Origin of the sequence: Shewanella scandinavica, assembly GCF_031932065.1 — a bacterium.
In the GTDB taxonomy this organism is placed as follows: domain Bacteria; phylum Pseudomonadota; class Gammaproteobacteria; order Enterobacterales; family Shewanellaceae; genus Shewanella; species Shewanella baltica.
In genome coordinates this window covers 28,758-45,677 of the sequence record NZ_JAUOES010000030.1, presented here as the reverse complement: position 1 = coordinate 45,677, position 16,920 = coordinate 28,758, and the positions used below count along the sequence as shown (strand labels likewise).

Here is a 16,920-nt window from a genome sequence, read left to right as displayed (position 1 = left end):
AGGTTGTGCAAAACGCCAATCCTTAAGCTTTATTACTTTGCCTGTGCCGATTGATTTCAGTGATCTTGTAGTGCTCAAAGCGGAGTGCATTGTAAGTTGAGTAAGTTTAATGCTGCTTGATACCACCATAATGCGTGTTAACAGAGTTATTGCATCAATGTGAGTGATAACTTTGGGGGCATCCTTATTTCCTTGGGGCAAATGCTCAATTGCAAACGGTTCAGTTTAATTTAATACGGATAGTTAACCATGTGCGTATTACTGGCCTATTAGCATAAATACGTTTGTGTACTCGTTAATGGTTTCAATCCGATGGAGAGTTTAACATTATGAAATTGATGGTTGTTGGAGCGGGTAGAGGTCTTGGCCGCGCTTTTATTGAGGGATTATGTACTGCGGGTGACACTGTTATTGGTGTTTCACGCAGCCAACCCAGCGATCTCAATTTACCCGCCTGCGTTGAGGTCGAATGGATTAATGTAGACATGAGTTCGCCATTAGAAGCCGTTCGATTGATTGAGCAGCAAACTCCGGCGCAACTGGACGTGCTCATTTATAATCTTGGAGTATGGGAACCTTCAGCCTTCACCGACGAGTACAGCTTCCTTGGCGATGAGGATCAAAGTATTGTCGATATGGTAAACATTAATATCACGGGCACAATTATTCTGCTTAAGCGCTTGATCCCTAAATTACTCAACTCTGCTAAACCTCAGTTAATCCTTACGGGCTCAACATCTGGACTACGCCAAAGCGGGCGTCCAGAAGTGACGTTTAGTGCGTCAAAATTTGCCCTTACCGGTATAAGTGATGCATTACGTGAGGGTTTTAGAGAAGAGGGTCTGGCTGTAACTTGCTTGCAGCTGGGTTATCTCAATACGGAGGATACGCTTGCCACATCGATTGACGAAGCAGCTCAGCGAGGCGATGGCACCCTTGTGCCAGTGCACGATGTTGTCAACCTTGTTCGAACTCTCCTGAGCTTGTCAGATGCATCTTATGTACGTGAACTGGTACTTCCGGCGATTCGTGATGAAAGATTTTAAGTCTTGATAAACAGTATTGAGCCAGCTGCGTTACATGCGCTGGCTCATGCAATATGCCCGCTTTACCAAGTAACCATACCTTAGTTTAGGTACAGCCTCTTCCTTTCTGCAAATCCAACAAATCTCCCGTTTCAAACTTGACAATAAGTCAATTGTAAACAATTTTTTAACTTAGCATGTTTTCAGAAGGTAACTTTTCTTCTACCAGAATAGAATTAGTTTCACTGCAATAATGCAGGAGTATCTTATCCTTCACGGAGCTAACAGGATTTCAATTAAGCATCTGGTTTTAATTGAATTATCTAGGCTCAAGGTATCGTGATAAAACGCTGTCATGAAAAGGATTTTCAATGAAAGACGTTCATCATTATCCATATCAGTCGCTTCAGATCTGTTCTTTAGATCAGCAGGGGCGCTCAAAAATAAACTTCAATCGCATTTTTATACCCATTTATCTGGACTTGGCAGAGGTTAAGTCCTGCACGCGATTTGTACTTTGAGATCTGCACTAGGTAGCAGAGATGCTGCAGAGTACTCATATTTTTCGTTATCAAAGTAAGGTTAAAGCAAGCTAAACCGCGATTTTTTTGTATCGAACGTGTTTTATGCATCGAACGAGTCCGAGATGAAGTCATAGCAATTTAATTATGCAAATAGCAGAGTTCGGCTGGCTTATGCACCTTAGGCAAACAACAGAGGATTAATCGTTTTTATAGCAGTAGTGATGGTGAGTGATAAGTTCCAACAACAAGGAGAGTTAATTTCATGTATATCAAATACTTTTGTTATAGTGCGTTGTTCTTGTGTATGAGTGCGACCGTGCAAGCGGAATCGCCAGCCGTTACCAAAGCCGCCGCAAGTTTACCAACCTTAAGCCCGGTTATACCATTGGAAATCGCTGCAAAACCGCCTTTCTCTCTTGAGAGTTTGCAACATGATTTTGATGATTTTTCTTGGCAATCCTTTATCGCACTGAATTGGCCTGCCAATGCCGATGGCACACCCAATACCATGTCCACCATTGGGCAAAAAACTAACCAGCCAGTAGTGTGGCTGCATTGGAAGGAAAGCCGGGAGATTTTTTTACCCTATGGCGTAAAACCACCTGGGTGGGATCAGTCCAATAATGTGCCGGATGTTTGCAAAAGTATTGATCCCAAGTCCATTCCTGAAGGGACTATTTATTTAACGCAAGTAGGGAAGACCCCGAATGTGTTGGATGAAAGTGGTGAGCCTTTTACAACGGGTCCATTGATTGATCAAAACGGGCTTTATACCCGTTATGAAATATTAACCAATGAAACCATGTTCAATTTTATTTTGGACAATAACCTCTACAGTAAAAAAGGCCAGAAACAGTTTAATGCCGATGTCGACTTTACCGCGAGCGACAGTAAAACTGGGCAGGTAGGTTCTATCATGCTTAAGGCCTCATGGATAAAAATGGGCGGCAAGTTTGATGCGACGAATTACTATACGACTTATGCGCTAGTTTATAATAATCCCCAAGAGCAACACGGGGTCAAGCCCGCGTGTGCGCTTGAACAAGTCGGTCTAGTGGGGTTTCATATTGCTCACAAAACCACGGGTGAACCACAATGGATTTGGTCTACCTTTGAGCATGTCGCTAACGCGCCAACCCAAGGTGAGTCAGCATCATTGTCGGCATATAATTTTTACGATGCTAAATGTACTGACTGCAAAGTCAATGAACCCCCAGCACGCCCGTGGGATCCGGCAAACCCGCACACTAAACCAACTCAAGTGGAACGCGTCATTCCTATTACTGCCGACGCTAAAGCCTTAAATGCCAGTTATCACGCGGCACTCGACGCTGTGGTGCCGGGATCGGTATGGATGAATTACGAATTGGTCAGTACGCAATGGCCTACCGATGCTAAAAATCCCACCGATCCAACGGGCGTGCCTGCTCCCTCATTTTTAGCGAACACCACGCTCGAAACTTATATACAGGGTTCGGTAAAGCAAACATCAAGCAGCTGTATGGCTTGTCACAATAATGCGGCAACCACTAACGGTAATTTTGCTGATTTCACTTACTTGCTGCAACGCGCGCAATAATTTATGAAAGGAACTCATCATGACTGATATTACAGGCGCGACTGCCGACACTATGAATAATTTTATTGGTTTGAGCGCGGTATTAACCGGCTTTGCAACCAGTATTATTGCCCCGACGTTGGATCCCGTGGATATTAAATCCGAATACTTACCTGTATTTACGCAAAGGATAACCGAAGAATCGAAGGACCCAACCTTAGTGACTACTATTCTGCAAAAATATGCGGCGTTAAAAGCGCAGCAATTATCAGATCAACAAATTGGCACGCAAATGCTGGCGCCAGACAACGGGACGAATTTTGTGTTGGCCTGTCGTAAATTGATTTTTATGTGGTACTCAGGTGCATGGCCAACCATTATTCCCGCGACGGATAAAGATCCGGAGACCACGGTTAGCGATATGATTTCGGCAAAAAGTTATACCACGGGCCTAGTCTGGCAAGTTATGCAGGCTCATCCTATGGGGGATTCAAATTATCGTTACGGCTATTGGGCAAAACCACCCGCAGCACTGTCGGCATATACGGGTCATCAAGGAGGTGCAGTATGAGCGCTCAAACCAATTACGATGTCATTATTGTGGGCTCTGGTATTGCGGGCTCTATCATGGCTTATCAACTGGGGATGGCGGGGAAAAAAGTATTAATCCTCGAAGCAGGGCAGGAAGTGCCTGTTGACCGCAGTGGTTACATGGAAACCTTTTTTAAAGCCAATGCCAAAACACCTGAATCACCTTATCCTCCTACTACGCAAAATCCAGCGGCATCGACGGCGGATAATCCACTCGGGCTGCCTGATCCTGCGAAGGAAAATGTGCCGCGTTATACCGTGTTGCAAATTGGCGCATGGCGCAATCCAAAGCAATGTTATTTCGACTACACACCGCAGCCTGAGCATTTGAAACCAGACAGCCCTGAAGCAAAGTTTGCTTTTGCCAGTTCTTATGAGCGCATTGGCGGCGGCACAACTTGGCATTGGCTAGGAACCAGTTTACATCTATTGCCCAATGATTTTGAATTGCAAACCCAGTATAAGCAGGGCGTGGATTGGCCCGGTGGAAAACAATTTTATCAGGCGCTGGTTCCTTACTATGAACAGGCGACCAATGAGATTGGCGTCGCCGGTGACAAAGAGGCGATGGATCAGCTTTATCGCGGATTTAATGTTTCACCGGATGGCGTTTATGGCGCGAATTACGATTATCCCATGCCCGGCATTGTTTCATCTTTAGTCGATCAACAATACGAACAAGCGGTGAGCGATATGGTGTACGACAAGATTAAATTGTCAGTTACGCCAACCCCTCAAGGGCGTAATTCATTACCGGGTGAACGCCGTCAATGTGCGGGTAACACAAATTGTATTCCTATTTGCCCAATCCAAGCCAAATACGATGCCAGTGTGACGCTCGGACGAGCATTGCAAACCGGCAATGTTGATGTATTTTATCGGCACGTCGCGACAAATGTTCAAGTGGATGAAAATACAAAGGATGTTGTTGGTATTGATTATGTGACCTATCAAACTCACGGAGGGGTAGCGACGGGCGGCGGTACTGTTACGGCTAAAAAATATGTGATTGCCGCTCACGCAATTGAGACGCCTAAATTATTGCTCATGTCTAAGCGTAATAAAGCCTGTCCGAACGGTGTCGCCAACCATAGCGATCAAGTTGGGCGTAATTTGATGGATCACATCATGTATTTGGCCTGGGGATTGGCGAAAGATCCTGTTTATGGTTTTCGAGGACCTCTATCTACTGCGGGCATTGAAAGTTTACGCGATGGCGCCTTTCGTAAAGACCGTGCCGCCTATCGTATTGAAATCGGCAATGAGGGTTGGCAGTGGGCTGCGAACGATCCATTCACTACCTTAGCCGACTTTATATTTGGTCAAAATAATTCGCAATTAAATGGGGATTCTGTCAATCAACAGGGTATTCCATTGCGCTTTGATCCTGCGATACCTGCAAATAGCAGCTTATTTGGCGCCTCGTTGGTGAATACCTTAAATGGTATTTACACTCGGCAAATTCGTATGGGCTATCTAATTGAGCAATTGCCTGATCCGGAAAACCGTGTCGAACTGTCTGAGACCTTGACTGATAATTTAGGTTTACCGCGCCCAAAATTAACCTACCGAGTCCGCGAAGATTATGTGCGCAACGCATTTGTCTCGGCTAAAGATATTTCGACCAAACTCTTTGATGCCCTTGGTGCGCGCGAATATACCAAGGCTCCGCCTGCGCCGGTTTTCTATGGTGATAAGCGTGAGGTGACGTCGAATAATTTTGAATATCAGGGCAACAATTTTACGTTTTACGGTGCTGGACATATTGTGGGGACGTATCGAATGGGGGACTGTAAAGATACGTCGGTGGTGAATCCTCGCCAGCAATCTTGGGATCATAGCAATCTGTTTTTAGTCGGTAGCGGCGTGTTTCCAACGGTTGCGACGGGAAATCCCACTCTCACTTTGGCAGCGTTGGCATTTCAGGCAGCAGATCATGTGTTAGCAGATCTCAAAGCAAGTTAATGCCATTTTATTTTTTAAAGCCTTTAACCGGCTTTTAATTTGCCTGTAAAGAACCGCGTGCTAAATCGGCGCGGTTTTTCAATATCACTCTGTTATCGGAGTATCACGATGAAACATAGTATTTTATTACTGCTGATATCCTGTTTTCTCAGCGCATGCAGTGCTCATTCAACAACACCTGACCCGCTCAGCTTGTACCGCGAGTTGACCCGCGATAAATCGCAATTAGATGTGCGTATTGGGGCGGCGAATCAATACAGCGCTTCCGAGAAAATCTGTTTAGATGCGCAATGCGATGCTGATGGCAATAACTGCAAGCCCATCACTGTGCCCGCACCCAGCCCGTTGATGACCAATAGCGATGACCAAAACTACTATCAGCTCACGCAGGATAGTGCTGGTTTTTCTCACTATGGAGCCCAATCCCAGTATGCCACTGATATTGAAACCTTGCGCAAACGGTTAGATGATCTGATGTGGTCCTTTAAAAAAAGCGGCTTAATCGATGCACTCAAACAGCAGAAAAAAACGCCAGCATTGATGTTTGATATTGATAATACACTGGAATTTAGCGCTGCAATTGATTCCGACCTAACGGGCAAGGGGCCAGCAATTCAGGGCGTGGTTGATTTTGCTAAACAATGGTGTTTTAAAGACGGTGTTGATTGTTATTTTGTCACGGCCCGTAATTGTGAAAACCAAAGTGCTAAACCCACTCAGTATTGGCTTGAAAATAACATGGGCCTTGATGCCAAGGTCGTAGATAGGTTCACCTATTTTTCACGCAACACCAAACAGCTGGTGTGCAGTAATTTACCCACACCAGCACCCAATGTTGCATATAAAGATATTGTGCGCGAGGCGCTGGAAACTGAGCGAAAGGTATTTTGGTTAATGAGTATCGGCGACCAACTAACCGACTCTTTGGGTGAACACAGTGGTTTAAAGGTGCGGGTTCCGAATCAGTTCTTCCATGCTGACATTAACCCCAATCAGTTTGCGAGTTATGGTATGGGACGTTGCGGCCCCTTAGAGACAATTGCGCCGCCATTGGAATGCAGTATTGCATTAAAATCACAGGCGCTCGCTGTAACCAACATCAACTACTGCCGTTCACAATAAGATGACTAACGCCGTCCTCGCAGCGCAGCTTAGACAGATTCCATAAGAGCGTTACTCGTTATGTTGGTGTCATAAGGCTGAATCTAGGTTGATTGTGTCGCGCTTGTTTCTGCGCCTTGTCGAGTCTGTCTACTTGCGAAGAATTTAGCTGAGATTTCAATTAATGCTATTACTTTCCTCATCTCATGCCGCATTAGGTATGTTATTCGTCGTGGTTCTTTTACGCGTTTGGACTAAGGTATAGCCACCACTTAATACTACGAGTAAGCTCCCTAGAATTGTCAGTAAATCTGGTGATTCGCCAAATATTAATATGCCTAATGCTAAGGCAAACAGTAAACGTGTATACCGAAAGGGACTGACGACGGAGACATCTCCAGCGCGCATAGCGATTGTCAGCGCATTGTAGGCCATGACACCAAAGACGATGGCTCCCAGAATTTGTGTTGCCGCAGTGGTACTAAACTGTAAGGGCTCATTTTGGTACATCATTATGGCTAAGCCTGTCGGAATTAACACAAAAAAGCCATACACCCCGAGTTGCATGTTAGATAACACGGGTGATGCGGCACGGGTTGCTAAATCGCGTCCTGCAAAACCTAAGGTAGCGATAACGGCAAATAAAGAGGTGGCTTCAAAGCCATCAAGCCCTGGGCGAATGATCATCAGCACACCCACAAAACCAACTAATACCGCAAGCCATCTTTTATGGCCTACTTGTTCACCGAATAACAAGGCGGCGCCAATCATGGCTATTAGAGGTGTGGCTTGCAAAATAGCGGATGCACTTGATAGTGGCGTTAAGGTGATAGCTAAAGCAAAACAGAATCGGCCGATAACTTCACACAGTGCGCGTAATAATATGGGTCTCGACAATGCCGCAGGGTGAAGCACAGTTTCGCCCTTACGCCAAGTTAACAGTATAAAAATCAACATCCCACCTAGGCCAAATAACGCTAGAATGAGGCCGATAGAGGTGGTTTCTGCTGCAGATTTGATGAGCATGTCTTCAATAGAAAATGCTGCCATCGCAGCCACCATAAACAGACTACCTTTTGTATTATTCAAAATATCTTCCCAACATGTGTAGACAGTGTCTGTGAAAAAGTATCGACTTAAGAGTGTTGGCTCGATGGAGCAGTCCGCTGAAGTCATGGTATAGCTTATTGTGACCCAAGTTAAACATCATGTGACTCGAGTTAAACATCCTGCGCTCTAAGTTAAACAGCATTTTATGCGCGCTACAGCAGGCTTTCTTTGCTCATCCTAATCGGATTAGCAACCTAAGTTCGCAGTGTTCTTGGGCTTGAAAAGAAAGGGGATAATAAGAGTAAGCAAGACACTATAATAGATACAGAAATGGTTTTTTCATCTATATCAGATGGTTAATTTAGCCTAACGCCGTTACGCGTATCTTGTATATCCAATATCTGCAAAGAGGATAGAGAACTAGCTGTTTGGCAGTGGCGTTAATCTGCCGAATATAAAATACTTTTCTTAAATAGGGCAATAAGATGCCCAGTTTTTATGGGATAGTTTGGCTAAAGCGCGGTAACTGTAATGGTGCAGTTCGGGTCTCGATGGCGTAACGTTGCGCGTTTTAAAATGTCAGTCAATCAGCGAGGAGTAGAGTGCGCTTACTAATGCAAACTGCTTTCACCTTGAGAAAATGTGCTTGATGCTCTCTGTTTGCGAGTCATCTACTCGCATTGCCCATAGTTAATGAGTGTGGTGCACGCGCGCGGCGTGCGCCATTATTGAGTTAATGCGATTCAAATGTTCCCCATTTCAGCGCGTTACCTTCATCAACGAGTAGTTGCCCTTTGCTCCATACTTTATCGATATTAAAATTGTCCGTTAATAACACAAAGTCGGCATCGTGTGTTTCGCTTATTCCGCCCTTGGTTTTTAGCTTGAGCACGCGAGCGGCATTTGAGGTCACTAAAGGAAGCACTTGTTCGAGGGTTAAACCACTGTTAATTAAAGCCACTAGTGCTTCAAATAGGCTGCTGACTTTACCCATTTCTATTCCAATACATTCCCCGTCAGAACTAAATATGGGCAGGCTAGCATTTCCGTCGGAACTTAAGCTGATTTGACTCAAGTTAACACCTTGCGAGATTGCAAAATGGACCGCATTAACGACCGCGACTTCACCCTCGTTTAGATACTGAGTATTGGTCGACGTCGTGAAATCGATAACCCCACCTTGTCGTGCAAATTCAATCCCTTGCTCTAATAGCTGCTGGGAGCGATTCATGTGAGTGGGATAGAACTGCGTTAAAGGGATATCTGATTGCTGCGCGATGAGATGCAATATTTGAATACCACTCGCACCATCGCCCACATGCACAAATACTATGCCGCCTTTACCGCTGAGCATGCCGCCGACGCGGCTTTGTGCTGCGACTCTGGCGAGTTCTGGCACTGTGAGTTGTGAGCCTCGATGATCTGCAATTGCAATTTCACCCACACCAATAACATTGTCGATTAACACCAGATCTTGGGTGACATCGCCAGTAAGGGTCTTTACAGGGTACTCGTAGGAGCCAGTGTAGCAAAAGACAGACAAGCCTTCGTATGTGAGCGCTTTAGCCTTGACGACAAGTTCGTTCAAACTGCGGCTAATGGCGTCTGTTCCCAATGCTGCGACGAGCGTAGTGACCCCTGCAAGGCTGGCATCTGTTAGTTGCATCTCTGGGGTACGCGTGTGGTAACCGCCTTCACCGCCACCGCCTGTGATATGCACTAAGGGGTCCACTAAACCTGGGATTAAAGGGCGGCCATTGGCTTCGATGATTGTGACTAAGTCTGCATGCTTAAGATCAATGACGGGGGCGATTTTAAGGACTTTCGCCTCGCAAAATAACACGTCGCGTAGCCCTAAAAACTGCGGCGCATAAACGGCGGCGTTACGGATTAAAGTTAACATCAGCTATATCCTGTAATAACGGCAAATAAAATGACGGCACTGGCCATCAAGGTCAGTAATAGTTGAAAGCGCCAAACAAGCGCAAGCCATTGAGCGTATGAAATTTTAGCCACACCTAAACAACCCATTAATGAGGCTGAAGTGGGGATCACTAAATTTGTCAGTCCATCACCAAACTGAAAACAAAGCACTGATACTTGGCGGGTGACGCCTGCAATATCGGAAAGCGGCGCCATGATAGGCATGGTCAGGGCGGCTTGACCGGAACCTGATGCGACAAAGAAATTCATAATAGATTGAAATATATACATAACAATGGCAGAGGTGACATCAGGTAACGTTGCCAAGGACTCGCCGGCATAATGTAAGGCAGTGTTAAGAATAGAGGGCTGTTGTGGGTCATCGCCGCCAAGCAATAACACCACACCTTTGGCGAATCCCACAATCATAGCGGCGGGTAACAATTCACTGGCGCCTTTTTGAAAGGCATTTGAGATTTGGTTCAAGCTACGTTTTCGCCAAATAACGGCAATCAGCCCAACAACCAAGGCCAGTGCAAAAAATTGACTTGCGATTTGCGGAATATAATAGCCATGGCTTATCACTCCCCAAATCACCCACATAATTACGCCGAGTAAACAAAGTAACACGAGAATGTCAAAGGAAGAACATTTATTATTCAATGGATTATCGTTAGTATGCACGAGTGTGGCATCCACTGCTGAGCGATGTTTTTTAGCGTAGCGCAGGGTAAAAACTAAGCCGACAACAGTGAACACAAACCAAGCTGCAATCCGTAAACCAGCGCCAGACATTAAAGGTACACCGGCTATCCCTTGCGCAATGGCCACGCTAAATGGATTCATCCATGAGGTAGCAAATCCAATTTGGGTGGATAAGTAGGTGACCATGACCACAGTTGCTGCTGAATAACCTAAAGCCTGAAAAAGCGGTAACAGTACAATGCAAAATGCAATGGCCTCTTCACTCATGCCGTATATCGCGCCGCTTAATGAAAATATTATAAACAGTAATGGGATCAGTAATACTTGGCTGCGCTGCAGTTTGGCGATCATCGCCATAATGCAATGAGTAATGGCGCCAGTGTCCATGACGACACCAAAGGCACCCCCCACGATAAGGATAAATGCCATGACGCCAACGGCCGAGCCCATGCGATCGCCTGATGTCATGCCGTCGAAGGCAAAATTGGTCAGCCCCGTTTTGTCGTTGGCTGAAAATAGACTGACATGATGCGTGTTATCGTATGTCATGAAAAACTGTTGTGGATCGATTCTTTGAGTGATGTTGCCAGTGCTATCAACGATATCGACCATAGCAAACCAACCCGCTGGAAACAGGTAACTGCTTATTGCGGCGGCTAAAACGATAAAAAATAAAATAACAAAAGCGTCGGGCATTGCCCTTGCAGTAGGTAATTTCATCCTATGTGCCTTTATAAAGGGTCAGAACAAGGCATTGGCCACAATTAAACGCTGCGGCCAATGCCTCAAGTCAGTACATTAAAACTTGAAGGTATAACGTACGTTCCAGCGACGGCCTAACCAATCATGGACTGAGCTTGCATAGCCATTGGTTGGAGAGGAGGCGTAGGGCGGTTCTTCATCTGTTAGGTTACGCACTGACACCAAAAAGCTATGGTGCTCATTTAACTCATAACCAAGGCTCGCACTGAAGGTGAGCCAACTGTCGACGGTTTCGTTATCAAATTTAAAGTCACCATCACCCAATGAACTGATGTAGTGACCCGATAAACTGGCACTCCAATCGTTGAGCTGCCAGTCGGTTCCTAGATCAAGCACGCTTTCAGGGCGAGCAATTTCTGAGGCGCCACTTAACCGCCCTAATAAATCTTCCACTGGGGTTGAAGGTGTGACTTGTCTTTCAAACGATAGGGTTTCAGTGCCCGCAACATAAAACTTAAATTCACCTGCGGTTTCAGTGTCTAAGCGATAATCTAGCTTGTAGTCGACGCCATCAGTATTTTGATTGCCGACGTTAAAATAGCCAGTGCGTAAGAAGCTGATATCCCCTTGGCCATCAACAACACAGCCGAATTCATCCCCCAGTTCTGCAACGCTAGTCACGATTTTTGTACTGTCTTTAATACAGGCGTCTAAGGTGGTGTTGGCATCAATATCAACAATATCATCGTGCTCATAGCGCCAGTAATCGACAGTCAATTGTAGTGCTTCGGTGAGGTTCCAAGAGACGCCAACGTTAATGGCGGCAGACTTTTCTGCGGATAAATCCTTATTGCCTATGGTTTCTTGGTCAAACTCGAGTTCGCCAAACTCGGCGCCAGCAGTACCGCATAAGGCATTGTAAGGTTCAGCTGAACCGCAATTGATATACTGGCTGCTGAGCGACGTCCCTGCGCCTAATTGGGATAAGGAAGGGGCTCTAAAACCTGTACTCCATGATGCCCTTAATACTAAATCCTCAAGAGGGCGATAACGCATTGATATTTTAGGGTTAACATCGCCACCAAAGTCACTATAGTGGTCGTAACGTAAAGCTGCGATCACATCTAAGGTGTCGGTAATGGGGAAATTAAACTCGCCATACACAGCATATTGCGTCCGGTCTGCTTCGGCATCGCTTGCGCCTAAGCCGATAATTTCGTTATTAACGGCGTTGATGGATGGCCTATCAAATATTTGCTCTTTTCGCAGCTCTCCACCAAAAACCGAGCTTACTGTACCTGCGGGCAATGCAAACAAATCGCCACTGATATTAAAATCCAGCGACAACACCTCTGATTCACCTTTACGCATGCCGGGATCGCGCAGGGCAGCAATTTGTGCCGCGCTACTATCACGGCCTAAATTGAACGGATTAAATTCATCCGCCGCGACGGCGGCATCCAGTTTAGTGGCATTCATATAGCCAGCAACATTGGTGATTTCGTTTGTAGATTTGCCATAACTCGCCGCGGTTTCCCAGCTCCAGTCGGCAAGTTCACCGCGCAGTCCAGCGAGGACTCGATAGCTCTGAGTGTCATATTCCTGTACTCGACGCTCAGGGAAACGAGTTCGAACAGTGATAACGTCGCTGACACTGCCATCTAGCATGTCAATGTCGTGAACATACTGGGGAATGTTGGCAGAATCACCAGCAACATCCACTGTATATCCCGCAGGCGCCTCATAGGCTGAACCGGTATTCTTTTGATACATGCCTTCAGCAAAAAACTCCAATCCATTATCTAGACGATAAATATGATTAAAGGTCGTGCCTATATTGTCAAAGTCAGGTTGGATAGCGCGTTGAATAACATAGTCATAATTGCAACGTGTACCACTTTTTTGAGTATCGTCGCCACACCAAGACTCAGCGTAATCCTCACCATCTATGGTCATACGAGTGCTGGATTCAAAGGTAACATTAACAGGTCTATCGCTATTAAAGATGGCGTTTCGCGTCGCATAATCGACTACAACTGTAGTATTGCTGTTTTCTGTGGCAAAGCCGCCAGCGTAGGTCAGATTCTTACGGCTGGCATCGTGAGCGGAAGTATCATCCCCATATTGGGCACTGAGCTCATGCCCGACAAAATCCTTACGGAGGATAAAGTTAATCACCCCGGCAATGGCATCCGAACCATAGATGGAAGATGCACCATCGGTTAACACATCGATGCGTTCAATGGCAGATAAAGGGATTGAATTGACGTTCACAAACGAGTCAGAACCATTAGAGAATGAATCAACGGCGACTCTTCGGCCATTGACTAGCACTAAGGTTGAGCTTGAACCTAATCCGCGCAAACTGACACCGGATGCGCCAGCTGGTGCACCATCGGCTCCACCGACACCTCCAGTTTCCGAGAAAGTCCCCGCACTTGAAGCTTGGGGGAGATCGCGTAGAAACTCACTCACACTCTCGTAACCGCGTTTATTGATGTCATCCTGGGTAAAACTTTGTAGTGGATTGGCGCCTTCCATATCCACCCCTTTTAGGCGTGAACCTGTTACTGCGACTCGCTCGACCGGTGCATCTGCGGCAGGTTGCTCAGTTGTTTTTTCTAGTTCATTGGCTACAGCTAAAGCAACGGGCGACAAGGCCAACCCAAAAACAGCGCACAAAAATACAGAACTTCTCATGATAAGCTCCCGATAAATCTCTTATTAGAATTTTTAGACGTGGCTAAGCTGCGCGTGAGTCAATACGCATGGCATTAGTTAATGTTTTGCAGAAAGCGCAACGTCAATCAAATGATTGAGAGGGGAGTAAGACGGCTAGACTAGACTCCACCAAACACAAGGTGTTTAGCGGTTATTCGTCCCACCATTCGGACAGATACCATGTGCGGTAGTGGTATCTTTGGAAAAGAGTTGTTTCTGTTTTCATGTAATAAACTGAAGTCTTTTGTTATTGACCTGTTAAAAGACTATCCGTAACATGAGCCTTGAGTCAATACATGGCGCACACTTTTTATTGAGTGCCACTATGAAAAATCGTTGCTTAAAAAACTTATCTTTTTTGCTCAATAGCTTAAGTATTTCTTACTTTACTCTTTTGCTATTTATCGTCCCAAGCGCGCAGTCAGCGCCAGTGAAATCACTGAGTTTATCGATACCCACTCATCAACCATTTGATCTTATGCTGGTGGGCGGAGGGATGAAAACCTGCAGCTCTCAAGCTCCCGCAAATTGCCAATCGGAAGTCAAATTCTCAGCCGATGCCAAACGCGAAACACGTTATGTGTTCAACGTTTCGTGGCTTGAACGTGCACTAAAACACCCAAGATTACAGTCGTTAAACGAGCAACAAAAAGCGAACTTGCGACAAGCGGCCAAAGCACTTCCTCCTGTCAGTAACAGTCTTAAAAATAGTGATGTTGAAATTGGCCGTTTACATAGTGACAGCTTAACCTTGGCAAGCCTTGAACAAGCCATTGTAAAGATAGATAAGCAATTTCTGGCGCATTTGAGCGACCAACAATATTACACACTGCTGGATTTACTTGAAGAAAAGCAAATGCTTGCTGACGGCACGCTGTTACAAGAACAAGTGTTACTTGATTCCACAACCAATTCTCATGCCGCGACGCTTTATCAATTATTTACGCAGCAAGCGTTAGCAAAGCGCCAGCAAAGTAACCCCAATGCCAAACGTCCACTGATCGCCGTTGTGACCGCCTCTGCGCGCGATCCCTTTGAAGCGGCCCATTACTATGTCAGCGTATTTGAGCAAATAGGGGCCGAGGTCATTTGGCTGCCTTTAGATGCTGCACTGCAAGCGGGTATCGCTACCCGTCAGTGTGACCAACTCGAAATGTTTAGACAGCAAATACAAGGTAATACGGATAGGGCGAGGCTTTATCCAAAGCAAGTTGAGCTACAAAAGGATTTTTGTGCCAGCCCCATTAAACTCTATCAATTGCTTAATCAAATAGACGGACTCTTTTTAAATGGCGGCGATCAGAGTCTGACATTAAAGGCGTGGACTACGTCGGATGAATCACCCAGCGAAGCATTAAGCATCATCAAGAAACGTCTTTCCAAACAAGAAATTGTTATCGGTGGCACCAGCGCTGGCACTGCTGTGATGGCTGATAAAAATATGATCACCGGTGGCACAAGTGACGGGGCATTGAGTTTTGGCGTTTTCGCGACCGAAGCGCCAAGTGAGCGTTGTGAAGTCGCTAATTGTGATACCTCAGTTCCTGCAACGGCGGTCACTTATCGCGAGCAAGGTGGGCTTGGATTTTTCCCCTTTGGTATACCCGACACACACTTTTCACAACGAGACCGTTATTTAAGACTCTTGCTCCTTAGCGCCAAGAGCGATAGCAAAATGGCATTTGGGGTCGATGAAAATACAGCATTATTGGTCGATTTATCACATCGTTCGCTCTCAGTGGTCGGTGAGCATGGAGTATGGGCATTAGCGCAAGTTGAGCGATTGAAACAAAGCCAAGCTAACTCTGAAATAAATGCGATTTCGCACTATCTCACTCCGGGTTCATATGCCGAAATTGACGTCACTGGTGAACATTTGACTCATATCCGCCTAGCTCAGACTGCCAAATTGACGCCAATAATGAGTAAGCAGAGTGACTTTTTTACTTGGGTCAGCAATGCGTGTCGGCAAGGTATATATTCAACATCTCTGAGTGATAAGTACGAATTAACTATTACTCCAATGGCGACATTAAGTTGCCAAGGCATTTTAAATCAAGAACGCGGATATCAGTCGATGGGTTTAACACTAAAAGCGTTAGAACAATGACAGTGAGTTGAATTAATTTTAGTGGTATGGCTATGATATCAATAGTATAGGCTAAATTGATTATGGTTGAGTGTATATTAGGTAGATTTTAAAACGTGAGAGGATAATTAATCTTCTGATTTTAAGTTAAGAAGCTATAATTTAAGATTTTTTACTTTAAGTAAGTTTTAAGTTAAGTGATTGAGGTTAAATTAGGTAAAGTAAATTTATATTAAGCAGTATTTATTAAGTATGATTTTTTGCGAACTAATTAATTTTCAAAACCGCTAAGAAAAATAATGAATCGCTCAGCTAAAACTGAGCGATTTATTATATCAAAAGAAAAGTCTTATCGTTTTAATGGTCAGCTTTGGATATTAATCGTCACTTTCTCGATAACTATGGGTTCGCGGGGCACGTCTTCGTGGCCGGCGACAGTGGTAGTTTTGACTTTTTCAATCTGTTGGATAATGTCCATTCCCGCTGTGACCTTACCAAATACCGCGTAACCCCAACCGTTATTGGTGGTGGCAGTGTGGTCTAAAAAGTCATTATTGGCTGTGTTAATGAAGAACTGCGCCGTGGCCGAATGAGGCGCATCGGTGCGAGCCATAGCGATAGTGCCTATGGTGTTACTTAGGCCTTTGTTGGCTTCGTTCACGATAGGCTCGTGGGTCGGCTTTTCTTTCATTTTTGCGGTAAACCCGCCGCCCTGAATCATAAAACCTTTGATAACACGGTGAAAAATCGTATGTTCAAAGAAGCCTTCTTCACAATAGCGGACAAAGTTTTTTGAACTGACAGGCGCATGTTCAAAGTCGAGTGCTATGGTGATGTCGCCTAAATTGGTGCTGAATGTAATCATGCTAATATCTTCTATCTTAATGAGTTTTTATTTCTAACAAGTCACTACTGGTACTAGATCATGACTTTTTACGGGATCGTGACTTTGTACGGGATCATGAC

General features: G+C 45.2%; 11 protein-coding genes. 6 read left to right on the top strand and 5 right to left on the bottom strand.

All coding sequences use genetic code 11. From position 1 onward, the window contains the following. Positions 1–329 precede the first annotated feature (329 nt). From Q4Q50_RS19490 to Q4Q50_RS19470, 5 genes are all read left to right on the top strand, one after another. Positions 330–1,046: an SDR family NAD(P)-dependent oxidoreductase gene (locus Q4Q50_RS19490; RefSeq protein ID WP_311900732.1), complete on the top strand. Its 717-nt coding sequence runs from the start codon at positions 330–332 to the stop codon at positions 1,044–1,046. A gap of 765 nt (positions 1,047–1,811) precedes the next feature. Beyond that, on the top strand, positions 1,812–3,128 hold the full coding sequence (locus tag Q4Q50_RS19485; protein ID WP_311900731.1) for a hypothetical protein: 1,317 nt from the start codon (positions 1,812–1,814) through the stop codon (positions 3,126–3,128). A gap of 19 nt (positions 3,129–3,147) precedes the next feature. Further along, a complete protein-coding gene (locus Q4Q50_RS19480) occupies positions 3,148–3,678 on the top strand; it encodes a hypothetical protein (RefSeq protein ID WP_011846712.1) in 531 nt (176 codons plus the stop codon). Beyond that, positions 3,675–5,663 (top strand): GMC family oxidoreductase, encoded by a 1,989-nt coding sequence (locus Q4Q50_RS19475; protein WP_311900730.1) that lies wholly within the window; start codon positions 3,675–3,677, stop codon positions 5,661–5,663. Before Q4Q50_RS19480 ends, Q4Q50_RS19475 begins: the two co-directional genes overlap by 4 nt. Before the next feature lie 108 nt (positions 5,664–5,771). Beyond that, positions 5,772–6,785 carry a hypothetical protein gene (locus Q4Q50_RS19470; protein WP_311900729.1) on the top strand — a complete coding sequence of 338 codons (1,014 nt, stop codon included), beginning with the start codon at positions 5,772–5,774 and terminating at the stop codon, positions 6,783–6,785. Between the two features lie 183 nt (positions 6,786–6,968). Here Q4Q50_RS19470 and Q4Q50_RS19465 read toward each other — a convergent pair whose 3' ends face one another. The 4 genes from Q4Q50_RS19465 to Q4Q50_RS19450 form a co-directional block, all read right to left on the bottom strand. Further along, a complete protein-coding gene (locus Q4Q50_RS19465; RefSeq protein WP_311900727.1) occupies positions 6,969–7,940 on the bottom strand; it encodes a DMT family transporter in 972 nt (323 codons plus the stop codon). Positions 7,941–8,547: 607 nt separating this feature from the next. Further along, entirely contained in the window at positions 8,548–9,717 is a 1,170-nt protein-coding gene (gene iadA, locus Q4Q50_RS19460) for a beta-aspartyl-peptidase (RefSeq protein WP_011846716.1), read from the bottom strand. Beyond that, positions 9,717–11,162 (bottom strand): putative basic amino acid antiporter YfcC, encoded by a 1,446-nt coding sequence (gene yfcC / locus Q4Q50_RS19455; RefSeq protein WP_311900726.1) that lies wholly within the window; start codon positions 11,160–11,162, stop codon positions 9,717–9,719. The genes iadA and yfcC overlap by 1 nt, the downstream gene beginning before the upstream one ends. A 78-nt stretch (positions 11,163–11,240) precedes the next feature. Then, positions 11,241–13,844: a TonB-dependent receptor gene (locus tag Q4Q50_RS19450; RefSeq protein WP_311900725.1), complete on the bottom strand. Its 2,604-nt coding sequence runs from the start codon at positions 13,842–13,844 to the stop codon at positions 11,241–11,243. Between the two features lie 346 nt (positions 13,845–14,190). Between Q4Q50_RS19450 and Q4Q50_RS19445 the strand changes: the two genes are divergently transcribed. Continuing rightward, on the top strand, positions 14,191–15,975 hold the full coding sequence (locus tag Q4Q50_RS19445) for a cyanophycinase (protein ID WP_311900724.1): 1,785 nt from the start codon (positions 14,191–14,193) through the stop codon (positions 15,973–15,975). A gap of 343 nt (positions 15,976–16,318) precedes the next feature. On the opposite strand, the gene Q4Q50_RS19440 is transcribed toward Q4Q50_RS19445, so the two are convergent. Continuing rightward, complete coding sequence (locus Q4Q50_RS19440) at positions 16,319–16,819, bottom strand: peptidylprolyl isomerase (RefSeq protein ID WP_006081478.1); 501 nt, start codon at positions 16,817–16,819, stop codon at positions 16,319–16,321. Positions 16,820–16,920 lie beyond the last annotated feature (101 nt).